The 21,215-nt window shown below is 56.6% G+C and carries 21 protein-coding genes and 1 tRNA gene; 11 read left to right on the forward strand and 11 right to left on the reverse strand.

Annotated features, from left to right (window positions below):
- The first annotated feature begins 55 nt into the window (after nucleotides 1-55).
- Nucleotides 56-463 (forward strand): universal stress protein, encoded by a 408-nt coding sequence (locus tag ACR0B8_RS13085; RefSeq protein WP_170350532.1) that lies wholly within the window; start codon nucleotides 56-58, stop codon nucleotides 461-463.
- On the opposite strand, the gene ACR0B8_RS13090 is transcribed toward ACR0B8_RS13085, so the two are convergent.
- Nucleotides 448-951, reverse strand: coding sequence for a HugZ family pyridoxamine 5'-phosphate oxidase (locus ACR0B8_RS13090; RefSeq protein ID WP_170350531.1), 504 nt, complete (start codon nucleotides 949-951; stop codon nucleotides 448-450). The genes ACR0B8_RS13085 and ACR0B8_RS13090 overlap by 16 nt on opposite strands.
- 242 nt (nucleotides 952-1,193) lie before the next feature.
- Between ACR0B8_RS13090 and ACR0B8_RS13095 the strand changes: the two genes are divergently transcribed.
- The 4 genes from ACR0B8_RS13095 to ACR0B8_RS13110 all read left to right on the forward strand — a co-directional run bounded on the left by ACR0B8_RS13095 (nucleotide 1,194) and on the right by ACR0B8_RS13110 (nucleotide 2,790).
- Nucleotides 1,194-1,499: an excalibur calcium-binding domain-containing protein gene (locus ACR0B8_RS13095; RefSeq protein ID WP_226689361.1), complete on the forward strand. Its 306-nt coding sequence runs from the start codon at nucleotides 1,194-1,196 to the stop codon at nucleotides 1,497-1,499.
- Between the two features lie 98 nt (nucleotides 1,500-1,597).
- Nucleotides 1,598-1,888 carry an antibiotic biosynthesis monooxygenase family protein gene (locus ACR0B8_RS13100; RefSeq protein ID WP_170350529.1) on the forward strand — a complete coding sequence of 97 codons (291 nt, stop codon included), beginning with the start codon at nucleotides 1,598-1,600 and terminating at the stop codon, nucleotides 1,886-1,888.
- A gap of 63 nt (nucleotides 1,889-1,951) precedes the next feature.
- Nucleotides 1,952-2,359 (forward strand): hypothetical protein, encoded by a 408-nt coding sequence (locus ACR0B8_RS13105; protein WP_226689362.1) that lies wholly within the window; start codon nucleotides 1,952-1,954, stop codon nucleotides 2,357-2,359.
- 77 nt (nucleotides 2,360-2,436) lie between these two features.
- A complete protein-coding gene (locus ACR0B8_RS13110; RefSeq protein WP_170361517.1) occupies nucleotides 2,437-2,790 on the forward strand; it encodes an MmcQ/YjbR family DNA-binding protein in 354 nt (117 codons plus the stop codon).
- On the opposite strand, the gene ACR0B8_RS13115 is transcribed toward ACR0B8_RS13110, so the two are convergent.
- From ACR0B8_RS13115 to uvrB, 3 genes are all read right to left on the reverse strand, one after another.
- Complete coding sequence (locus ACR0B8_RS13115) at nucleotides 2,787-3,494, reverse strand: ORF6N domain-containing protein (RefSeq protein WP_170506848.1); 708 nt, start codon at nucleotides 3,492-3,494, stop codon at nucleotides 2,787-2,789. The two genes, ACR0B8_RS13110 and ACR0B8_RS13115, sit on opposite strands and share 4 nt — an antisense overlap.
- A gap of 145 nt (nucleotides 3,495-3,639) precedes the next feature.
- Complete coding sequence (locus tag ACR0B8_RS13120) at nucleotides 3,640-4,128, reverse strand: ubiquitin-like domain-containing protein (RefSeq protein ID WP_170506845.1); 489 nt, start codon at nucleotides 4,126-4,128, stop codon at nucleotides 3,640-3,642.
- Entirely contained in the window at nucleotides 4,129-6,315 is a 2,187-nt protein-coding gene (gene uvrB, locus ACR0B8_RS13125; RefSeq protein WP_226689363.1) for an excinuclease ABC subunit UvrB, read from the reverse strand.
- A gap of 153 nt (nucleotides 6,316-6,468) precedes the next feature.
- Here uvrB and ACR0B8_RS13130 point away from each other — a divergent pair, with 153 nt between their 5' ends.
- The 3 genes from ACR0B8_RS13130 (at nucleotide 6,469) to ACR0B8_RS13140 (ending at nucleotide 7,369) form a co-directional block, all read left to right on the forward strand.
- The gene (locus ACR0B8_RS13130; protein ID WP_170361525.1) at nucleotides 6,469-6,780 is read left to right on the forward strand and encodes an ETC complex I subunit; all 312 of its coding nucleotides are present in this window, start codon (nucleotides 6,469-6,471) and stop codon (nucleotides 6,778-6,780) included.
- Complete coding sequence (locus ACR0B8_RS13135; RefSeq protein WP_319003525.1) at nucleotides 6,777-7,271, forward strand: GNAT family N-acetyltransferase; 495 nt, start codon at nucleotides 6,777-6,779, stop codon at nucleotides 7,269-7,271. Before ACR0B8_RS13130 ends, ACR0B8_RS13135 begins: the two co-directional genes overlap by 4 nt.
- 21 nt (nucleotides 7,272-7,292) lie before the next feature.
- Nucleotides 7,293-7,369: transfer RNA gene (locus ACR0B8_RS13140), tRNA-Arg, on the forward strand.
- Nucleotides 7,370-7,508: 139 nt separating this feature from the next.
- Here the strand turns inward: ACR0B8_RS13140 and ACR0B8_RS13145 are convergent.
- Genes ACR0B8_RS13145 through ACR0B8_RS13175 form a run of 7 tightly spaced genes read right to left on the reverse strand, consistent with a single transcriptional unit; the run spans nucleotide 7,509 to nucleotide 16,785 of the window.
- Complete coding sequence (locus tag ACR0B8_RS13145; protein ID WP_226689364.1) at nucleotides 7,509-8,930, reverse strand: AMP-binding protein; 1,422 nt, start codon at nucleotides 8,928-8,930, stop codon at nucleotides 7,509-7,511.
- A complete protein-coding gene (locus ACR0B8_RS13150) occupies nucleotides 8,923-9,768 on the reverse strand; it encodes a hypothetical protein (protein WP_480658674.1) in 846 nt (281 codons plus the stop codon). Before ACR0B8_RS13150 ends, ACR0B8_RS13145 begins: the two co-directional genes overlap by 8 nt.
- Nucleotides 9,765-11,096, reverse strand: a complete 1,332-nt coding sequence (locus tag ACR0B8_RS13155) for a hypothetical protein (protein ID WP_480658675.1) — start codon at nucleotides 11,094-11,096, stop codon at nucleotides 9,765-9,767. Before ACR0B8_RS13155 ends, ACR0B8_RS13150 begins: the two co-directional genes overlap by 4 nt.
- The gene (locus tag ACR0B8_RS13160; RefSeq protein ID WP_170361533.1) at nucleotides 11,093-12,193 is read right to left on the reverse strand and encodes a BtaA family protein; all 1,101 of its coding nucleotides are present in this window, start codon (nucleotides 12,191-12,193) and stop codon (nucleotides 11,093-11,095) included. Before ACR0B8_RS13160 ends, ACR0B8_RS13155 begins: the two co-directional genes overlap by 4 nt.
- Nucleotides 12,180-14,642, reverse strand: a complete 2,463-nt coding sequence (locus ACR0B8_RS13165) for a PEP/pyruvate-binding domain-containing protein (RefSeq protein ID WP_480658677.1) — start codon at nucleotides 14,640-14,642, stop codon at nucleotides 12,180-12,182. Before ACR0B8_RS13165 ends, ACR0B8_RS13160 begins: the two co-directional genes overlap by 14 nt.
- Nucleotides 14,639-15,490 carry a UbiA family prenyltransferase gene (locus ACR0B8_RS13170; protein ID WP_480567537.1) on the reverse strand — a complete coding sequence of 284 codons (852 nt, stop codon included), beginning with the start codon at nucleotides 15,488-15,490 and terminating at the stop codon, nucleotides 14,639-14,641. The genes ACR0B8_RS13165 and ACR0B8_RS13170 overlap by 4 nt, the downstream gene beginning before the upstream one ends.
- Before the next feature lie 56 nt (nucleotides 15,491-15,546).
- On the reverse strand, nucleotides 15,547-16,785 hold the full coding sequence (locus ACR0B8_RS13175; RefSeq protein ID WP_480658679.1) for a hydroxymethylglutaryl-CoA reductase: 1,239 nt from the start codon (nucleotides 16,783-16,785) through the stop codon (nucleotides 15,547-15,549).
- A 344-nt stretch (nucleotides 16,786-17,129) separates the two neighbouring features.
- Here ACR0B8_RS13175 and nhaC point away from each other — a divergent pair, with 344 nt between their 5' ends.
- From nhaC to ACR0B8_RS13190, 3 genes are all read left to right on the forward strand, one after another.
- Nucleotides 17,130-18,602 (forward strand): Na+/H+ antiporter NhaC, encoded by a 1,473-nt coding sequence (gene nhaC, locus ACR0B8_RS13180; RefSeq protein WP_480658681.1) that lies wholly within the window; start codon nucleotides 17,130-17,132, stop codon nucleotides 18,600-18,602.
- 70 nt (nucleotides 18,603-18,672) lie between these two features.
- Nucleotides 18,673-19,689 (forward strand): GlxA family transcriptional regulator, encoded by a 1,017-nt coding sequence (locus ACR0B8_RS13185; RefSeq protein ID WP_170361543.1) that lies wholly within the window; start codon nucleotides 18,673-18,675, stop codon nucleotides 19,687-19,689.
- Between the two features lie 108 nt (nucleotides 19,690-19,797).
- Nucleotides 19,798-21,054: an Hsp70 family protein gene (locus ACR0B8_RS13190; RefSeq protein WP_480658683.1), complete on the forward strand. Its 1,257-nt coding sequence runs from the start codon at nucleotides 19,798-19,800 to the stop codon at nucleotides 21,052-21,054.
- Nucleotides 21,055-21,215: the final 161 nt, after the last annotated feature.

Here is a 21,215-nt window from a genome sequence, read left to right on the forward strand (position 1 = left end):
CAAAACCTTAATCGATAAAATCAGGTATGGTGGCTGAAGAAAGTAGAGGCTCACCATGTATCACAACATTCTTGTTCCAATTTCATTTGATGCCGATCGGGATATCTCCGGCCCGCTGAAACTGGCCGAGATTTTGGCAACACCAGATGCTCAGGTGACACTGCTGCATGTGGTCGAGCATATTCCGAACTACGCGATTTCCTACATGCCGCCGGAATATCTGACCGCGGCCCGCAAGGCGGTCCAGGGCGAGCTGGATGAGTTAGCGGCCAAGCTGTCCAATGCGACGGGTGTGGTGATCGAAGGGCATTCTGGGCGCACCATTCTGGACTGGGCGGAATCCCACAAGCCTGACCTGATCATCATGGCCTCACACCGGCCTGGCATGCAGGATCTTTTGTTGGGCTCAACCACAAACCACGTGGTCCGTCACGCCGCCTGTGCGGTTCACGTGGTGCGCTGATCAGGCCGCAAATCGTTGGGGGCAAGGCGCCAGGCCTTGCCGAACCCTCCGTTCAGAACGGCGTCTGAAATGGCGAAACGCACAAAGCTGAAATCGGTGAAATCGACATAGAGTTTCGATTTGGGTCGCAAGGTCAGATACCGCGACCGCAAGCTGGCATGTTCGGCGCTTTCACGGGCAACGAACGTGGCTGTGGCATGCAATGTCAATCGGGGATGGGTCAGCGGGTCGCCGGTGTTGCCGGGTTCTCCGATTAGCAACGCGCAGACCGGATTGGCACGCAAGGCGGCTGTATGATCCGCCAATGTCGAAATCAGGGTCATAGGGCTGCCCGCGTCATCCGTGGCCAGGGCGATGCGCGACACCGAAGGCACCCCTAAGTCCGGTCGCAAAGTGGCAAGCGCACCATAGGTTGCGCCCTCGATCAGATCGCGAGTCAAACATCGGGCGGTCTCATCGACCGGGTGAAATGGGCTGGATTGGCTCATGATGTGCGTGGTTCTAGCTGTTTGAAACACGCAAAAGATACCCCCTATGCCCTCCCTGTGCGAGGGCTTGTTTCCGGGTCAATTGGGGTCTCGGTTTCGCCACAAATCGAGGGTAACAGAGGGGAATGCAGTTTAGAAAACCCACCCCTGAAACGGAATCTTCTGCCCCGAAGGTTTCGCGGCGTCAAAAACGGGCAGAGGCGCAGCGGAAACGCGCATTATCCCCGGTTCGAATTTTCCTCATGGTCCTGATGCTGCCGGTGACGATTATGGGTATCGTCGTGGGGGTCTATCTGCGGACGTCTGAGTATAGGCACGAAGAAGCTTTGCTTCACCTGATTGCCCTGGCCGGGTGCGGCGCGATTGAAACCATTGTGCCGGGGCCATTCGTTGAGGGCGGCCCAGGGTATCACCCGCGCAATGACCCCGATGGCGATGGTGTGGCCTGCGGAACGCAAAGGTCGATTTCCGGGCAGAGCGCAGTGCCGCAACCAGCTGAAACGCCCAGATCGCGGACAGTCGGCAACGCCAAATTCCTGCGGCCCTGACCCCAATTCTAACAGAATCCCCGTGACTGTGGTACACTCCGCCGGACGCGCCGTTTTGGCCGTCATTGGGGGATTTCGCCCAGATAGCGAGGAAAATCATGTTTGCACGTATTACTCAGTTCAAGATGAAGCCCGGAATGCGGGATGCGGCCGAGGCAAAGATGAACGAGCTCAAAGATCAGATTATGGGCATGGAAGGCATGCACAGCTTTACCAATGTCATGAATGAGGACGGTACCGGTTTTGTTGTGGCCGTGGTTCAAAGCGAGGAAACCTCGAACGCCAACGCCCCCAAAGTGGCGGCGCTTTGGGGGCATTTTGCCGAATTCCTAGAAGGCCCGCCATCACCGGCCGGGTTCGACGTGGTTGTCCATTGGGATAAAGGATAGGTCCGCGTATTCAGGGCCAAATTTCTCAACTCTAGTACCAGACTTTTTCAGGAGGAATGTTCAATGAACTTTTCGAAATGCGCAGCTATGGCTTTGATCGCAACCCTGTGTTCCGGTGCGGCCATTGCCGACACATCCAAAGATTTCCTGACGGCGACCAAGGTGTCCCAGATTAAGGATATGGGCGCACAGCAAATGGACGGGGCGTCGATAGAAAAGATCGTCTCGGGGAAAACTCTCAAGAGTTCCAACTGGACCTGGACGTTTGAAAAAGACGGAAAACAATCTTCGACGGCAAATGATGGGTCATGGACAGACAAAGGCACGTGGTCCGTCAAAGGCAATGAACTTTGCCGGGAATCTGATACCTCTGGCAAAGGCGAACGCTGTTCGAAAGTCTATTTTATGGGCCGTGACCTGAGATTCACTGACGGCAAACGCAACTTACATGATTGGTGGGTCAGCTACTAAACGCATGGAATGAAAGTAAGCGAGAGGATTGATCTTCTCGCTTGCTTTCAGTTGATCCTGCAAGCCAAGATCGGGCCATGACCCGTGATGAATTCAACAGCTTTTGCGCCAGCCTCAAAGCCACCAGCCATGTGGTGCAATGGGGCAATGCGGATGTGTGGAAGGTGGGTGGCAAGGTCTTTGCGATCTGCGGTTGGAACGACGGGCGTGATGCGTTCACCTTCAAGGCCACCGATCTGGCTTTTGAGGTGCTGGGTGATGAGCCCGGCATCCGCCCAGCGCCTTATCTGGCCTCGCGGGGGATGAAGTGGCTGCAGGTCTATGAGGAACGCGGGATGAGCGATGCCTCCCTGCGCGAGCATATCGTGACGTCCTATGATCTGGTCGTGGCCAAGCTGACCAAGAAGGCGCGGGCCGATTTGGGCGTCTAACCTTTCATCGCGTGCAGCAATTCCAGCAGACGTTTTCGGTCGTCATCATCGGCGTAATCTCCGATCGCCAGACGCTGGGCGATGTTCAGGCGCAGGCGTTCGTGCTGGGTACGCACTTCTTCTCCGGCGGTTTCTGCCAGAGTTTTCATAATCGCCGCTACGGCCTGCTGGCGCTTGGTGGTGGGGTTGGCGATGTAATCGACAAGGCTCTGCTGCCCGGAATCGAGGATGTTTTCGGCCAGATCGCGCAACTGCTCACCATTGGGCAACAGCGGGGTCGGGGCGTTCTCGGGCGGCAGGATTTCCGGCACGCTGCGCGGGGTCTCTGCCAGCGCATTTGCGCCGTCAACGAAGGCCTCGGTGATCATACGGGTGATCTTGATCGCGCGCGGGTCCTTGAACAGGGCCGAGGCGATGGCCACACCGTAATCGGTATAGACCCACGGATTGACCCGCCGTCCGCCACGGCCCTTGGGTTTTGAGATCACATTCTGTGATTGCAAATCGGCGACCTCGGCATCGGTCAGCTGAAAGCGGTAGCCCTCGAACAGGTCCTTGTTGCGCGAGACGGCCTGATTGAAGGCGCTGACGGACTTTCCATAGAACTGCGCCAGATCCTCGGCCAGCACCACGCGAGTGCCGCGCACCCGGTGAATGGCGTTTTGGACCTCATGGGTGCTGGGCAGGCTTTTGGGGTTCGTCATGGCAACCGTTTGGAATCACAATTTGTGATTTCAAACGTGGAGGAGTGCGCGCTGGGCTGCAAGGGTGGAGTGTGGGAGGCAGTGGCAATTCACCAGCCTTGCTCACAAGCAATAGCATAGGGCCAAAGCCTAGTGCATCTCAACACTACCGAGTTGGTATGGATGATCGGATGTCCATTGGAGCGAATGACCTCAAAAATGAGGTTACTTCGTGGATAAGGTCGCAACTCTCAAATCGCTGCCCCTCAATTACAAAGCGTAGGCCGCTGGAAACATTGGCGATTGAGTTTTCGTTATCAATCGGTCCGCCGCGGCCCCGAAGCTCTTGCTTCGCAAAAGGTATTCGAATTTTGTGCAGCTTTTTCTTCAGATCCTTAATCTCTGTTTGCTTTTCTACTGAGAAGCAACTCGAGTGTTGATCCATTGTTCTTAAAACTTCGTAAGAGCCTAGGACCCATAGCCAAAACAAATCATAGTATTCACTCAAGTCGCCGCCTTTAATGTCTTCTGGCCAACCTTGACTTAAGCTGCAAAGCTTTTGTCCTACTCTTTGAAGGCTATCCGCTTGTATTAACGTATAGATTGAAAATCTCACCAGAGGCTTCTGCTGAGAGAAATCATCTATAGTTGTCATTCATCGCTTCCTTCTCTTCACATTCCCGCCCCGCTGCCCAGGCCGTCCTGCCGTTGAGCGTCCGCGCGATTTCACCGCGTCTTCCGAGGCTTTCTCAACTGCCCATTGACGCGCCATCGGGTCGTCGGCAACGGCCAGATCGACCGCTTCCAGACGTTTGATCTCATCCCGGATATTGGCGGCCTCTTCGAATTCCAGGTTCTCGGCGGCCTTGCGCATTTGTTCGCGCAGACCGTCCAGATGGGCCTCGAGGTTGGCGCCGTGCATCGGTTTGTCGATGGTGGCGGTGACGCGGTTCATGTCGACGTCGCCTTCGTAGAGACCGGCCAGAACGTCTTCGACATTCTTCTTCACCGTTTCAGGGGTGATGCCGTGTTCCTCGTTATACGCGAGTTGCTTGGCGCGGCGGCGGTTGGTCTCGTTCAGGGCGCGTTCCATGGAACCGGTGACCTTGTCGGCATACATGATCACCCGGCCATCGGCGTTCCGCGCGGCGCGGCCGATGGTTTGAACCAGAGAGGTCTCGGACCGCAAGAAACCCTCTTTATCCGCGTCCAGAATGGCGACCAGCCCGCATTCGGGGATGTCGAGGCCTTCTCGCAGCAGGTTGATGCCGATCAGCACGTCGAACGCCCCCAGCCGCAGGTCACGCAGAATCTCGATACGTTCCAGCGTGTCGATGTCCGAGTGCATGTAGCGGACCTTGATGCCCTGTTCATGCAGGTATTCGGTCAGATCCTCTGCCATGCGTTTGGTCAGGGTCGTGACCAGCGTGCGGTAGCCATCGGCGGCCACCTTGCGCACCTCGTCCAGCAGGTCGTCCACCTGCATAGATACAGGGCGGATTTCGACCTCAGGGTCCAGCAGGCCGGTGGGGCGGATCACCTGTTCGGTGAAGACGCCGCCGGTCTGTTCAATCTCCCATTTTGCCGGGGTGGCCGAGACAAACACGGATTGGGGGCGCATGGCGTCCCATTCCTCGAACTTCAGCGGTCGGTTGTCCATGCAGGAGGGCAGCCGGAACCCGTGTTCGGCCAGCGTGAACTTGCGGCGATAGTCACCCCGGTACATGCCGCCGATCTGCGGAACGCTGACGTGGGATTCGTCGGCAAAGACGATCGCGTTGTCGGGGATGAATTCGAACAGGGTTGGGGGCGGCTCGCCCGGTGCGCGACCGGTCAGATAGCGTGAATAGTTCTCGATTCCGTTGCAGACGCCGGTGGCCTCAAGCATCTCCAGATCGAAATTGGTGCGCTGTTCCAGCCGCTGCGCTTCCAGCAATTTGCCCTCGCCCACCAGTTGATCCAGACGGATGCGGAGTTCTTTTTTGATGCCAATGATGGCCTGCTGCATGGTCGGTTTCGGCGTCACATAATGCGAGTTCGCATAGACACGCACCTGTTCCATCGTAGCGGCGCGTTCGCCGGTCAGCGGGTCGAATTCGGTAATGGTCTCCAGTTCCTCGCCAAAGAACGAGAATTTCCAGGCGCGATCCTCAAGGTGGGCGGGCCAGATTTCCAAGGAATCGCCGCGTACCCGGAAAGACCCGCGCTGAAACGCTTGATCGTTGCGGCGGTATTGCTGGGCGACCAGATCGGCCATCACCTGCCGTTGGTCGTATTCGTTGCCGACCTTCAGATCCTGCGTCATCGCCCCATAGGTTTCGACCGAACCAATACCATAGATGCAGGAAACCGAGGCGACGATGATCACATCGTCCCGCTCTAACAGTGCCCGCGTGGCCGAGTGGCGCATCCGGTCGATCTGTTCGTTAATCTGGGATTCTTTCTCGATGTAGGTGTCCGATCGCGCCACGTAGGCCTCGGGCTGGTAGTAGTCATAGTAGGACACGAAATACTCGACCGAGTTCTCGGGGAAGAAGCCTTTGAATTCGCCATACAACTGCGCTGCCAGCGTCTTATTGGGTGCAAGGATGATAGCCGGGCGCTGGGTCTCCTCGATCACCTTGGCCATTGTAAAGGTCTTGCCCGTCCCCGTCGCGCCCAGCAGAACCTGATCGCGTTCACCGTCCATCACGCCCCCGGCCAGCTCCTTGATGGCCGTTGGTTGGTCACCCGCTGGTGCGAACTCGGTATGCATAACGAATTCCTTGCCGCCTTCCAGCTTCAGGCGGGCGCGGACATCCTCGGCATTCATCTGGGTCTTGTCGGAATGAGCATAGGCCATAGGGGAAGATTCCTTTCGCACCTGATTTTGATCTGTTTTTGTTCTTGTTCAAGGGGGCATTTCCAATTGCCGAAATTGCGACAATTGCGGACTTGTCCGCGCCGCCTGCCTGACGCATAAACATCCCTAGCCAAGTGAGTACGGAGAGGCGACATGCGCGCACGGATTTACCAGCCCGCAAGAAATGCAATGACTTCGGGAATGGCCAAGACCCGCAAGTGGGTTTTGGAATACGCCCCCGCGTCATCGCGCGAGGTTGATCCGCTGATGGGCTGGACCTCGTCCAACGACACGCAGACCCAGGTGCGTTTGAAATTCGACACCAAGGAAGAGGCGTTGGATTACGCCAAGGACAACGGGATTGATGCGCAGGTCAGCGAACCGCATAAGCGCAAGCCCAACGTGCGCGCAGGTGGGTATGGTGAAAACTTCGCCCCGGGTCGTCGGGCACCCTGGACCCATTGACCAAAACCCTTGGAATGATCGACATCCGCGAAGTGGATCCCGGAGCGCAGGACATGCGCCCGATCATTCAAGCGCATTTGGCCCATAGCTGGGATGCCACGCCCCAGACCTCGAACCACACCCTGGACGTCTATGCATTGCGAGAGCCCGGCATTCGATTCTGGGCATTGTATGAAGCGGGTAAACCGCTGGGATGCGGAGCGCTTAAAGCCTTGCCCGATGGCACCTCTGAGGTGAAATCAGTGCATGTCGTGACCGCCGCCCGTGGCCGTGGTCTGGCGCGAGTGATCATGACCTACCTGGCTGACCTTGCCCGTTCAGAAGGTGTGACGGCCCTGGTGCTGGAAACTGGGGCGGAACATCTGACGGAATATGATGCCGCGCGCAAACTCTATGAGGCGCTGGGATATACCTATTGCGGACCGATATTTGGGTATGAGGCCGACCCGAACAGCGCCTTCATGCGCTTGGGTCTTGAACCCCGCCCGTAAAAACCGCAAGAAGGGCGCAGCGGTCCCTTAGCTCAACTGGATAGAGCAGCTGACTTCTAATCAGCAGGTTGAGGGTTCGAGTCCTTCAGGGATCGCCATTTCACCAAATCATCGAAATACCAAAGAAAGAAATCTTGAACACGTCCGTTGTCGCTGTACCAAGGTCGGTCGCAATTGTTGGAGATTACGTGGATTTCAGTGGGAAGGTGCTTTGCCATGATTTCGACCCGTGTTGCACTAGCGGGCAACGATACGTTCAAGTTCCGAGCGGTCAACTTTAGATGCGTGGCGTTTGTCCATGGGGATTTTGTGAACTGAAATCACATTGGGCACGCCAAATTCAGACGCTAATTTACGCCAATCCTGAAGGTGATCACGCCGCCCTTCGACACATAGCGTCGGTCTGGTCCCAGTGTTGATCAACGCACAGCGCGCAACACCCGGCCATTGCCTTGCCGCGACTTCAATCGCAAAGGGAAAGAGCAGGCCCGATTTCACTTCTATTTCAGACCCCACCCGACCCCACAACCACAAACGTCCCTCTTCATCCAACGTGCCGGCGTCTCCGGTGCGATGCCAGATGACGGCGCCTTCTATGATTTTATTTTCGCCCGAATGTGCGGGATCAAGATAGCCGTCATTCACGTGCGCCCCGGCGACCTGTATCTCGTTTTCGCAGATGCGGAGTGTGATATCGGGAACCGGATATCCGACAAGAAGACCTTTCCCTTCTGCCATCTGTCGGTGATCGTGTTCCGAGATATCTGTGGCGTCCAGGTGGGCAATCGGCTCAGCCTCGGTCGATCCGTAGACACAAACCACGGAAAGCCCGTTTCTGGTTTGCAACGTGTCAACAAGGTCCGGAAAAACCGGACCGCCACCCGTGAAGACCGTGTTCAACTGTCCGGTATTTTGGGTTTGGGTCAGTTTTTCGCAAATTGAGGGTGGAATGAGCGCGCGAGTAACTTGCTGCTTTTGAATCCAGCCCGCCAAGTGGGTGGGCGCAAGGCGGTCAAGCTTGCTCAGCCGCCAGTTTGGCATAACGGTGGTGCGCCCTGCGGCCAGGTTGATCAGGGTGAACACCGGAAAGGCCACCAAATCCCTTTCGGCCTTGTTGCTTTCAAGAAAGGGTGCAATGGCGTCGTGTTGCGCCATCAAGAACGCATGCGAGCGTGGGATGGCCTTGGGCTGGCCTGTCGTTCCGGAGGTGAATGAGATCAAGGCTGTGTCATCGGCCTGAATCTGATGATTGAGCGGCGAGCCAGGGCCTTCATTGGGTGTCAGAAGACGCAGCCTCCAAAGCTCTGGAATTAGAAACTTGAGCAAAAAGTACGCGCCCGCTGCGCAGAACGCCTTGGGCGAAGTGGCCCGCGCAGCGTGGCGCAAACCGGCCAGTCCCATTGCCGGTTCCGGCAGCACAACGGTTGCACCCAACGACCACAGGGCCGCCAGGCTAGCATATAGGTCTGCGTCGACGGGCATTGCCAGCAAAACGCGGTCGCCTGGCCTGATACCTTTTGCGTGCCATCGGCCTGCCAGTTTCTGCATGCGAGAGTGCAGTTGCTGAAAACTGATCTGACGGCCTTTGCCGTCCACTATGGCGGTTCTGTTCGGAAACCGTTCAACCGCAGCAGCAAAATGTGCTATCAAATCAGCCATTCAGCTTAAGTCCAAGCAGAGAGTATCGCCGGAAAATAGTCGCCCCTTCTGCCGCACTGCGATCAGCGGACTTATTGTCGTCGTTGATCAGGGCATGGATGGCAGTGTTGCACCCCATCTCTGCAGCCGCTTTGTGAAACCTGTGGGCCAGATGCCGCCCTGCGCCCGGTTCCAGGCTTGCATAGGTTTTGAGGATCGCGGATCTGGGGGTGGGCCCTTCGGCATAGTTGGGAATGCCGAACAGAAAACCCGCCAAATTGCCATCGTGGCGACGCGCAAACAGGATCAGTTCACGCTTCATCATCGGCACGACAGGCAGGTACATGGCTAGGAACTCGGTCTCGGAAATCGGTTTGAAAAACGCGTTTTCCGAAAACGCCTGTGCAGACAGCGCGAACACCTGGCGAAACAAGCCCTCGGGATCATTTCCATCCCACGCTTCCACCTCAAAACCATCGCTTTCAGGCGGTGCCACTGTGTCGGTATCCTCCAACTCTACACGGGCCGAGAAATAACGGCTGATTTCGCAAAAACCCGCGGATCGGAAGACTTCAGGTTCATGCGCTTTGTTGGTCGGTTCCAACAGGAACGGAGAGGAACCGTCGCTGTAGGAGACGAACCGGTAACTGTGCCAGGTGTCCCCCGACATTGGCCCGATAATCCGGTCGATGTCTGCGTTTCTGACCAGTTCTATACCCGTATCCAGAATTTCGGCACCGGCTTCGGGTGATTTGCATGAAAAGTCACCGAATGTTGCCGCTTGTACGCCCTCCCAATTGGGGCCGTTCAGGTAAACGGTCAGCTTCGCATCAGCGGTTTTGATTGTCTCTTTGGTCATGACGCGACTCCGGCAAAAAAACCTGCACCGATCGATACCGCAACGGAGTACGCGAAATAGATCAACGGAAGTGCAAGGGCCAAGACTGTCAATCTCAGCACCCGATCTTTTTCAAACCACTGCGGCCTGATCCACGGTACGACCGTCATGCAGATCAATGAAAGCAGCGCCAGAATTGTCAGCGGTTCGGCCCAGCGTGCGGGTTCCGGGTTCAGCGCGACGGCAAATTGTCTTATTAAGAATAATGCTGTGGCGACCGCCAAGATCGCAAGGATTTTGCCCCGCAGCGCCAGAACGCTGAACCCCATGGCCAGCCCCATCGCACTGAGGCCATAAAACGATACGGCATTCCACCCGGTCGCATTGCCAAGCGCCAGCCATCCGAAACTGAACAACCCCAGAGACGCCACGACATCCAGATCCGGGTATTTGCTGTCACAGGGGGTCGATACCCGTGCCCAAAGATGCGTCGCCAGTACCAAAATAGGCAGGACCGCATTTTGAAGTGCAGTGACCGCCAGCAAGAGGAAAACGGTGATGACGTAAACCCGCGTGGCATGTTTAGTAAGACCCAACCTTGCGCCCAGGATGCTGAAACCGCCGAGCGAGGCCAGAAAAACCAAGGCTATGGTCGCCAGCTCAATCAAGGAACTGTCGAAGTGTACGCTCAGAAAAATCAGCAGGCCGAGTGGCAGGAACAGGTTGTCAAAACCCCGCCAGCTTTGGGCCTCGACCAGGGTTCCAAAAGCAGCAACCATAACGCAGAGCATAAGGGTGTTCGCTGGTGGCAAAGCGGCCATGAACAGGAAACAGACAATCGCGATCAACATCGTAACCACGAAAAACACAACCGATCCTTCGACGCTTTTCTCGCCGTCCTCGACAATGAAACGCCGCGTTCCATAAGCGGTTCCGGCCAGTGCGGCGGCGGCGTCTGCCAAGGTCAGAACCGCAATCGGCAGGATGTAGAACAACAGGTTATCCCCGGCCAGCAAGAAGCATAGCCCCACTGACAACGCGAGCAGAAAATCACCATAAGATGTCCGCTCCACCCCATGCAGGGTCGCGCCAAGACCTTTGGAAAACTGAGGAAGGCGCAAGACAAGCATCACAAGCATTGTGGCGGCGATCAGCATGTAAACCGGCCAGCGGTCGGGAAAGATCCAGGGCAGCAGCAACGCAAAGAGCCCCGTGCTTACATGCATCAGTTTCCGCTCCACTTCGGCGTTCAGCCCTGCAGCTTTGGCCAGGTGGCGGATGACCATCATCACGCCGAGCAATGCCAACACCGACCCTGCCGCCAGCAATATCTGCATGAGAACGGTCAAGGCCGAACCTCTTCGACCACGAAATCCGAATAAAAGAAGGCCAGATCGCGGGCCTTCTGCTGTGTTTCGATTTCGGTCAGGGTTTCAATCCTGTCCCGGTAATCCGCTGGTACACGGCGCGGCGCCATCATGTTCCAATAGACCAATCGTGCATTTGGCTCTGCCGCACTCAGGATCGCCCCATAGACCTGCTTGAACGTTTCAGGGGACATGTATTCGAAAATGTCGGACAGGTTGAACCCGCTGGCCTTTTCGCCCGTCGAGACGAAAGCCTCGAGCGAACCAAGGCGAATATCCAGGCGATCCAATCGGGACCGGACAGTTTCATAATGTTCCGGACGCCACGCCATCGGCAATGCGTCACCATGGGTGCCCTTTAGAATCCAGTGCAGATAGGGGTTTTGCGATGGATCGGTCGCGACTCCGGCATGGCGCAGTCTGCGAGCAACATGTTGGGCCGGGCTTCCATCCACGTGGTCGAAAAACGCGCTGTCCCGCCCCATCCGCCCCATCACGAATCGCGAGAAAAAAGTGTTCAGCAACAACCGCCATCGGAATGTGTTGAACCGCGTGTCGAAAAAAACCTCGCGTGCGTCGGGGGTTCGGGGGGTGAACACGTCGTCGACGGTGCGGCGCGAATGGACCAGCGGTAACAGCCAGGTTCGAAAGATGCGAAAATACCGCTCGAACTTACCGACGCCGCCGATGCCGTGTCTGTCTACTTCGGACGCAAGGGTCTGCCAGAAGGCGTCTGTTTCCGCATCGGTTTCGTCCAACACCCGGTTCAGCAAAGCAAGCCGCCGCTTGCTTGGGCGCGAGCCAGTCAACTCAATGAACTCTGAATGCGTCAGCACCTTATACGCCGCGATCCTGAGCTTGAGGCAGGCGATCTGAGCCGGGGACAAATCCAGCACCACAACACGCGCGGGATCGAGTGTCAGCATGGCCAGCGCATTGTCTCCGGCCGAACATATCGACACCAGTGTCCGCCCCGTGCAATCACCCAATGCGGCGGTCAAGACGTCCGCATCCTCCCACAGTTGGGCGTACCGGATATGGTCGAAATCCGCCTTGTCTTCGATTTCACTGCAACGCATCGCACCGCTCCACTGCGCCGCTTGCCCCGTCGACAGACAGTACTTCTCCGTCTTTGATCCATTGTGTGGCCCCTTTTAGGCCAACAACGCAGGGGATACCCAATTCGCGCGCCACAATGGCCGAGTGGGACAACAAGCTGCCACGTTCGACAACGATGGCAGAGGCGTTCGAGAAAACGGCGATCCAGCCTGGATCGGTGTGGCGGGCGACCAGTACTTCGCCGGGGTTCAGCGCCTCGGTCCGAGGATCGCGGATCACCCGCGCACGTGCTTTGACCTGACCCGCGGAACAGCCCGTTCCGTGCTTTGTCCGTGTGGCATCTGCTTCGGCCTCAATCGAATCAGACCAAACAGGCGCGATGGCAGGACCTTGGATTTCAATCCGTTCGGGCGGATCGGGGCGTTGGGATGAGGCCGCATCTTCGGCTTTGCGTCGTGCAACGATGCCTTTCAGGTCAGGCGACAGGCTGAACCCCTCGACCGCGCCAAGAACTTCATGCGTTGTCAGAAAGAACACATCTCTTGGTGTTTCAAGCAAGTCGCGCGCGGCAAATTCCCGACCGATCCCCAAAAACACACGGCGCGCATAGCCAAAGATGCGGGTGCGTTCAAAGCGCAGGTTTTCGCGGTCGCGCACACGCGCCTTGGTCCAACCCAAAATCCATTTCGCAACATGTCGCTTGATCGGGTTCGCTGGGAACAGTGCCTTCCAATCCGGTTCACGGCCTTCCTGACGCCCGCCGGGTGGATGATCGGCGCTGGCGGCAATCGCCAGCAACAGGCTTGTCGGGTCGTCTTGCAGAGGGATGCTTTCCAGCTTTAGCTCTTCGGTGCATCGGTCTCCGAATTTTTCCAGATAGGATTCAACTTCAGCCTCGATCTGTGGGTGCGCGGACAAAACGGACAGCCGCGCGTCAGCTTTCAACTGTTCCGCGATACCGGCGGTGCGCACCAGATGGCCGATCCGGGCAATGCGCTGCGCAGGTTCGGCTGACACGATGTCACCCTGGCCAATCATCAGGTCATTATGCAGCGTCAGGCCGTCTTCACCAAGCCACCTTTGCAGCAGGTTGCGCGAACCGCCAAATGAAATCATGCACAGAAAATCATTGATCAATGGGGCATCCCACCGATCCAGCAGGGTGCTTTCGATGCGGCGGTATTCGGCTGCAAGCTGGGTCGCATTAGACGCATCTACGTCCAGCCCCGCCTGCAATACCCCGTTCAGCCTGTCATAAAAGCTTCGCCGCGTCCGTGGCAGGCAGATGGCCTGCCAGATCAGCCCGGCCGCGACCTTGCCCAGCTTTGCGTATTCCACAATCCTGCGCCAACCAACCGAGGGTGGTGGGGCAAGGGCATCCGTGACCTCGCGCGGCATGGGTTCCGACACGCCCATCATCGTTTCCATATAGTTGCGGTTCAGCGAAAACCCCGGCAACAGGGCCAAGGCCCGATACCAGTTGATCAGGTTGTAATAGACACGGCCATCCACGCGCCCAAGCAAATTGTCGAACACCGTTGGATTCTGGTCGACCGTACGCTTGGAGACACCCAACAACCTGACAAACGCGCGGTAGACCTGAGCATACACGTGCAGAGCAAAGGAATAGGTCAGCGGGCTAACGATACCGGGATAGCTTTCGACAATGTTCGAGTTGTCAAAAATCGTCAGCGTTGTGTCGGCCAAGGCCGCGGGGCGCAATGGCGTTGTGATTGGTCGGGCCTGCAGAATATGAAGCCCCTGTGCATCAATGGCCCATTCAATATCCTGGGGCGATCCGAAAAGCTCTTCGGCTTTGCGCGCGAGGGCGGCAATGGATTGCACGTCACTCACCGTTAAATACTCAGGTTTATCCGGCGCGCTTTCAGGAGCGTCATCCGCGCCTATGATCCAATCTTCCCCGTCCGTCTCACCAGAAACCAACTGCTCAGCCAGACCATCAATTGCCGAAATTACGACCACACCGCGACGACCGCTAACCGGGTCGGCGGAAAATGCGACACCTGCAGATTTTGGATTAATCATGCGCTGTACGATGATCGCGGGTCCTTCGGCCTCGCCCCCGGATTTGACCGCGCGGTATGTCTCGACCGTCTCTGAGAAACCGGAATGCCAGACCTTTTTGGCCGCTTTCAAAACAGAGCTGCCCGAAACGTTCAGAACCGTTTCATATTGTCCCGCATGGCTGTGTTCCACACCATCTTCGGCCTTACCAGAGCTACGAACCGCGTAAGGCCCGGTTCCGAGTGTTTTCAGCGCGGCAGTCAAAGCCGATTGCAGACCGTTTTGAGCAATGGGACCGGATTTCCCCATGCGGAATGCATCGCTGGTGATGACAAAAAATGCGGGCGGGGCAAAACCATGCTGCGTAAGATGCGATAAAGCAGCTGCCTTGCCCCCTACAACGGAAACATCGTTTGCATCCGATTGGGCGACGATGAAGGTCATGTAAGCGCTCCGATCAGGTACGGAAGGAAACCAGCTGTGGCGTAGCAGAAAAACACCCATAGGCCGGCGATTGTGTCCATCCGGTCTTGGGCTTTCACTGTCGGCGCCTGAACATAGCGTTTTGCTGCCAGACAACAGGGGATCAGGGCCAACCCGCCGATCAAGGCGCTTAACCAACCAACGCCGGTTGCGGCACCTGTGCCCACAAGCAGCGCATAGGATATCAAAACGCAACCCACCCAGATGCGCCCTGCCTGAGGCGGGCCCCATAACCCGGAATAGGTGTCCACGCCGGTGATCTCATTTTCGGGTGCCCACAATTTGCGGCCAATCTCAAGCACACACCCGTTCACGAAGGACAGCGCCAGAAACAACCACAGGAAGGGTGCCGCCTGACCTTTTGGCAGCCATTCGATGCCGGTCAGCAGCAAATCGATCAGAGGCATGATTGCCATATGGCTTAGCAGGTACAGAACCGGTCGTGCCTTCAACCAGGCGGGTGCGCAAAATTCGACGGTCATTGCCCCAAGCCAGATCCAGACTAAACCCAACAGCCACAAGACCGGCGGGGACCACAGCCAGGCGGCGGCAACAGACAAAGGCACGGTCAACAGGCCCCAGCCCAATACTTCGCGCTTGGATACCAGACCACGTGGAATTGGCCTGTCGGGCCGGTAACGTCGGTCATCCTCGGCGTCTTTGAATTCGTCACAGACCCGCATCTGGAAAAACAGCGCCATGGCAAGGACAAAACCGGCGGCAAATGCAGGCCATTCCGGCAGGGGGCGATCCGCCAGACGGGCGGACACACAAATACTGGCCGCAGAAAACACAAGCAGCAGGGGCACGGTTTTCTTCAGCGGAAATCGCTCAGTCTGATAAATCCAGAAGCGGCTTTGAAAGCTCATCTTTGGCGGGCCAGACTTTCATGAGCGCGGGTAAAATGCCCTGCCGCGATCGCCGCGAGGATGGATATTTCCCCACACAGGCAGGTTGCTGCGGCCACCTCAGCCAACGCTGTACCACACCCGTTGCCCTTAAGGCCGAGTATATTCAGGGCCGCAGTCTGGCTTGGCAACCCGGTGCCGCCCCCTACTGATCCAACCAAAATGTTTGGCAACGTCACCGAACAGAATAGATCATCACCCCTTGGCTCCATTCTTGTGACGCCCATCGCACTTTCGGCCACGCAAGCCGCGTCCTGGCCGGTTGCTATGTAAAACGCGGCCAGCCCGTTGGCATAATGCGCCTGTGCGCCAAACTGACCCGACAGATGCGCACCCAGATTGGCGACACGCCCATAGGCCAACATCGCCTCAACCGTTGTGCCTAGCGTCTTTTCGACAATTTCAGCAGGAAGTGTGACCGAGGCGCTAACCTTTCGTCCGCGCCCTGTCACCAGCCCAAGCGCCGAAGCTTTCTTATCACCTGAGAAATTCCCTTCGACATACCAGTTCTCGAACTCGACCGGACAGTTATCTGCAATTTCATGGCACATCGCATCGGTGGCAATGGTCACCATGTTCTGTCCGGCTGCATCGCCGGTGGTGTATCGGCAGATCAAGAACACGACGTTGGTGTCTATGAACGGCTCCAGCGAAACTAGCTTGCCGTGGCCGGTGGTCGCCTCGGCCGCGGATTTGAGCATTTCGACATTTGAAACCACCCAATCCACGAATTGCCCGGCCTTTAGCAGGCTTTCAAACACAAAAGCCGGAGTGCGCAGCACCCCTTCGTACAAAACAGCCGTGCTGATACCACCAGACCGGGTGGCGGCATAGGCACCCCGGGCATATGAGGCGACCAACGCCGCCTCGGTTGTGGCGAGGGGAACGTGGAAATCCCCGTTTGCGTTCATTCCGTTCAAACGCAACGGCCCAATAACTCCAACAGGAAGCTTAACCGTCCCAATGAAATTTTCGATATTGGCACTGTAAATTTCTGCAGCGTCAAGCGTTGCAGGGTCCGCAATCTGCGCCTGATCTTCATCACCTGCGGTTGGTTTCAGCTTTTCCCAAAACCGCACAACCATTTCAGGGGTTGTCTTGCGCGATGGTCGCAAGGTGGCAAATTCGGCGTCGTTTGACGCCATCTGCTGCGGTATCTGATCGGCATCAAATCGAGCCTTGATGCGATGAAGCATCTCACGAACGTGAAACGGAATTATCAAAAGTACGCTCCGGTATCTGTCCCGCAAAAACTATTGCAGATGCAAATCAATGTGTCTGCACGTTACCAAAAGGTCCGCCGATATCCAGCCATATCTCCTTGAATCGAAAGGACCCCAACCGTGCCGCAGTGGATATGTTTGATTGCACTATGCGTGCTTACATGTGCATCGCCGCGTCGGGCCTGGGCCGAAAATCGACGCAACCGTGTCGCAAATTTCTATAGGATGTGCGCTTTGACCGACGGTGCGGTTCCCTAAAACTTGGTTTCTTCCGCGGATCATCACGGTTCTGGATTTTTCCAACGGAGGAGACCCAAATGTCTGCGAATGAAGAACACATAAGACAGCCAAGTCTGGGGCTGGCGCTTGTACCAATTGTGCTGACCCTTTTCGTGCTTGGCCTGCAGCTTTTCTATTTTGGCGACTTTACCCCACATATTCCGCTGGCGTTTGGGATAGCGATTACTGGGGTTGTCGGCCTTATGCTTGGCCACAAATGGCCCAGCATCGAAGAGGGCGTATTCCACGTCATCAATATTTCACTACCGTCTGTTTCGATTCTGATCACGGTTGGCATGATCATTGGTGTGTGGATCGCAAGCGGCACGGTTCCGACACTGATCTATTATGGTCTGAAGATACTGTCGCCTGAGCTGTTTCTGGCTGCGGGCATGGTGTTGTGTTCCATCGTCTCTGTCTCGCTGGGCACCTCCTGGGGAACGACGGGCACTGTCGGGCTGGCCCTGATGGGCATCGGCGCCGGATTTGGTATCCCGATGTATTGGACGGCTGGCGCGGTCGTCTCAGGCGCCTTCTTCGGCGACAAGATCTCACCTTTGTCAGACACGACGAACCTGGCACCCGCCGTGACAGGCACCAATCTGTTCGATCATATCCGGAACATGTTACCCACCACGGTTCCGTCCATGTTGATTGCGCTGGTGATCTACTTTGTTGTCGGTTTTACGTTGATCGACACATCGCAAGTGTCGTTTGACCGCATCCATGCCATCACAACCGCACTGGATGAGGCATTCTGGATTTCCCCGATCATGTTGTTCCCGGCTGTTTTGGTCATCGTTCTGGCGGTTATGAAACAGCCTCCGATCCCGTCGCTGTTTGCTGGGGCCGTCGTTGGCGGCATCATAGCCATCTTTTGCCAGGGTGCGGGTCTGCACGAAACGTTCACTTTCGCCAACAGCGGATATTCCATTGATACCGGCGTTCCAGAAATCGACCCGCTGCTGAACCGTGGCGGTATTCAGTCGATGATGTGGACGATCTCGCTGGTGCTGCTGGCGCTGGGTTTCGGCGGCGCGCTCGAACGCGTGGGTTGCCTTCAGGCAATCATCAACGTGGTCATTTCGAAGGTGAAGACATTTGCTGGCATTCAGACCTCGGCCATTCTGACTTCGGTGGCGACAAACACCGTTGCGGGCGACCCGTATCTTTCCATCGCCCTGCCGGGCCGCATGTATGCGCCTGTCTATCGGGCCATGGGGTATTCACCGTTGAACCTGTCACGCGCTGTCGAAGAAGGCGGTACCTTAGTCTCGCCCCTGATCCCCTGGAACGCCGGAGGCGCCTTTGTGATCACCGCACTTGGTCTTGGGATCGCAGACGGGAATTTTGAAAACCTGCTATACATTCCTCTTGCGTTTGCTTGCTGGCTGTCACCTGTCATCGGTATCTTTTATGCTATGACTGGGCTTTTCTCGCCCAAAGCCAGTGACGAGGAAATCCACGCTTGGGAAGCCAGCGGCGAGCCTGTTGCTGAGTGGCACGCCTGATCGACCTGCACCAACACCTTCGGGTGTTGGTGCGTTTCACCCATCTCGTTTGGTATTGGGAGGAAATAGAATGAGCCCCAAGAACTTCATCCCAAAAGGGGCGGCCAGTTTTCGCATAGATCATGACGGGCCAGCCAAAGAGATCTATTTCCTGCTTCTGCCGAAACTAACCATGCTAGCCTTTAGCGCAGCTGTCGAGCCGTTGAGGATCGCCAATCAGGTCACGAACAGAGAGCTCTACAAATGGTATCTGATCACCGAAGATGGAAACCCGGTTCAATGCTCAAACGGAATTGAAATCACCCCGGACACTGCACTGCAAAACCTACCGCGCCTATCAAGGATGTTCGTCTGCTCTGGCATAGAACCGGCAGAAAGCACCAATCCCAAGGTACTGTCGTGGATCAGTCGCCAGAAGGCCTTTGGCTGCAAGCTTGGTGGTATTTGCACCGGTGCATTTGCACTTGCCAAAGCCGGAGCGCTAACCGGAAAGCGGTTCACCTTACACTGGGAAAACCACCCCGCCTTTATCGAGCATTTTGAAGGGCTGGAACCTTCTGCAAACCTGTATGAAATCGATAATGAGCTTATGACATGCGGCGGCGGCAATGCGGCGACCGATATGATGCTGGATATGATCGAGTCTGATTTCGGAAAGGATCTGGCCGTCATCGTTTCCGACATGTGCATTCATTTTCGATCGAACAACCGCAAAACCCTCCAGAAATCAGCCTTTTCGGTGGCTTTGGGTAGCCGCAACCAGTACCTGATCAACGCCATGCAGATCATGCATGAGAACCTGGAGGATCCGTTGGATATCTCGGAAATAGCAGAGGCTGTTCAGATATCACGCCGCCAGTTGGAGCGCCTGTTCCAGAAATATGTCGAAGTTTCACCTGTGCAGTTTTACATCGAATTGCGCGTTGCGCGCGCTTATGCACTGCTCAGCGAAACCGAATTGCCCGTTACCGAAATCGCTGCGGCCACGGGGTTTGGCAGTGCGACCCAGCTTACGGTGCGTTTCAAAAAGCGTTATGGCGAGGCGCCAACGTCCTTCAGACGAGGATGGTCGGAAAAGCGCGAATAATATCCGCCAGTTTCAGCCGATCCAGCCGGTCAAGTTTGTCCATTGACCCTGGGCTGCGAACGCTCTAGGCCCTGTCGTCTTTGCTCAGACATCTCGGAGACATGCGCCATGGCCCCCAGCAGCCCGTGGATTGGCATTGATTTTGGCACGTCGAACTCGGCGGTGGCATATGTGGACGCGGGTGCACCCCGTTTGGTGCGGTTCGACGCCGCCGCCACGACCCTTCCCACAACCTTTTTCTTTGATTTCGAAACCCGCGAAACCCTGATCGGCGAGTCTGCTAATCAGGCGTTGCTTGAAGGGTTGGAGGGGCGATTTATGCGCGCCCTCAAACGCGTGCTGGGCACCACGTTGATGCATGAAAAGCGCCAGATCCTGAACCAGAGGGTGACTTTCGTCGAGATAATCGGATCTTTCTTGCGCAGGCTTCGAGAGCGGGCCGAGGCCGAGCGTGGCGTGTCTTGCACCCGCGTGGTCTCGGGACGGCCCGTGGTATTTCATGGCTCGGGCGATCCGCGCGAGGCGCAGGCTGAGGCTGATTTGCACGCGTGTTATGAGGCCGCTGGATTTACCGACATCCGGTTCTGCCCTGAGCCCGCCGCGGCTGCCATTGCGAATGGTGCGGCCGGGCCAGATGACACGGTTGGATTGGTTGTGGATATCGGTGGCGGAACGTCAGATTTTTCGGTTTTCCGCACTAGGTCCGCAGAGGTCGAGATTCTGGCCAACCACGGGGTACGAATTGGCGGTACGGATTTTGATCGTACAATAAGCATCAATCAGGTCATGCCCCTGTTGGGTAAAGGGTCGATGGTTCGAGATGTTTTTGGCAAAGGTGTGTCGCAGACGCCCAACGCGATCTTCAATGACCTTGCGACCTGGGAAATGGTCCCTTTTCTGTACACGGCCCAGAACCGCCGCATGGTGGGCGATATGCTGAAGCTGGCCGAGTCCCCCAAGCGGTTAGCGCGGCTTGCAACAGTGCTTGAACACGAATTGGGTCACGAACTGGCCTTTGCGGTGGAGCGCGGGAAAATAGCCGTGAACTCAGGGGCGAATGATCCGGCCATCACGCTGAACATGCTCGAGACGGGGTTGACCGCGCAACTCAGTGATGTGTTGGTGGCCGAAAGCCTTGCCGCGCATGCCGCGCAGTTGGACACGGGGGCACGCGAAGTTCTGCGCCAGGCTGATCTGACTGCACAGCAGATCGACCGCGTCGTCTATGTCGGGGGTTCTAGCCTGATGGGCGTCGTGCCCGAAACGATGCGTGGCGTTTTCCCTTCGGCCGAGCATTCCTTTGCCTCTGTCTTTACCGCCGTGGCCGAGGGGCTGGCCCTGGTGGCAGCGCAAGAGCGCGGGTAGGGCAAAGATCGCACCACTTGAAATGGACGGCGGTTTACTGGGGCCCGCTCACGTGGGGCGGAGCCCTTTAAGCCTCATCGTATCAAGTAAGTTGAAAAATATCTTGCAACCGGTTGCAAAGAAAATCATGGTATCCTCGAATTAAAGAATCGGGAGGCCTG

The organism is Ruegeria sp. BH6 (genome assembly GCF_056538105.1).

Excerpts from the sequence above, each read along its gene's own strand:
- ACR0B8_RS13085 (WP_170350532.1), top strand. The coding sequence starts at position 56 with ATGTATCACAACATTCTTGTTCCAATTTCATTTGATGCCGATCGGGAT.
- ACR0B8_RS13150 (WP_480658674.1), bottom strand. The coding sequence starts at position 9,768 with ATGACCAAAGAGACAATCAAAACCGCTGATGCGAAGCTGACCGTTTAC.
- nhaC (WP_480658681.1), top strand. The coding sequence starts at position 17,130 with ATGTCTGCGAATGAAGAACACATAAGACAGCCAAGTCTGGGGCTGGCG.
- ACR0B8_RS13115 (WP_170506848.1), bottom strand. The coding sequence starts at position 3,494 with ATGACGAACCCCAAAAGCCTGCCCAGCACCCATGAGGTCCAAAACGCC.
- ACR0B8_RS13160 (WP_170361533.1), bottom strand. The coding sequence starts at position 12,193 with ATGCGTTGCAGTGAAATCGAAGACAAGGCGGATTTCGACCATATCCGG.
- ACR0B8_RS13165 (WP_480658677.1), bottom strand. The coding sequence starts at position 14,642 with ATGACCTTCATCGTCGCCCAATCGGATGCAAACGATGTTTCCGTTGTA.
- ACR0B8_RS13145 (WP_226689364.1), bottom strand. The coding sequence starts at position 8,930 with ATGGCTGATTTGATAGCACATTTTGCTGCTGCGGTTGAACGGTTTCCG.
- ACR0B8_RS13120 (WP_170506845.1), bottom strand. The coding sequence starts at position 4,128 with ATGACAACTATAGATGATTTCTCTCAGCAGAAGCCTCTGGTGAGATTT.
- ACR0B8_RS13130 (WP_170361525.1), top strand. The coding sequence starts at position 6,469 with ATGCGCGCACGGATTTACCAGCCCGCAAGAAATGCAATGACTTCGGGA.
- ACR0B8_RS13090 (WP_170350531.1), bottom strand. The coding sequence starts at position 951 with ATGAGCCAATCCAGCCCATTTCACCCGGTCGATGAGACCGCCCGATGT.
- ACR0B8_RS13185 (WP_170361543.1), top strand. The coding sequence starts at position 18,673 with ATGAGCCCCAAGAACTTCATCCCAAAAGGGGCGGCCAGTTTTCGCATA.
- ACR0B8_RS13100 (WP_170350529.1), top strand. The coding sequence starts at position 1,598 with ATGTTTGCACGTATTACTCAGTTCAAGATGAAGCCCGGAATGCGGGAT.
- ACR0B8_RS13095 (WP_226689361.1), top strand. The coding sequence starts at position 1,194 with ATGGTCCTGATGCTGCCGGTGACGATTATGGGTATCGTCGTGGGGGTC.
- ACR0B8_RS13175 (WP_480658679.1), bottom strand. The coding sequence starts at position 16,785 with ATGCTTCATCGCATCAAGGCTCGATTTGATGCCGATCAGATACCGCAG.
- uvrB (WP_226689363.1), bottom strand. The coding sequence starts at position 6,315 with ATGGCCTATGCTCATTCCGACAAGACCCAGATGAATGCCGAGGATGTC.
- ACR0B8_RS13110 (WP_170361517.1), top strand. The coding sequence starts at position 2,437 with ATGACCCGTGATGAATTCAACAGCTTTTGCGCCAGCCTCAAAGCCACC.
- ACR0B8_RS13190 (WP_480658683.1), top strand. The coding sequence starts at position 19,798 with ATGGCCCCCAGCAGCCCGTGGATTGGCATTGATTTTGGCACGTCGAAC.
- ACR0B8_RS13105 (WP_226689362.1), top strand. The coding sequence starts at position 1,952 with ATGAACTTTTCGAAATGCGCAGCTATGGCTTTGATCGCAACCCTGTGT.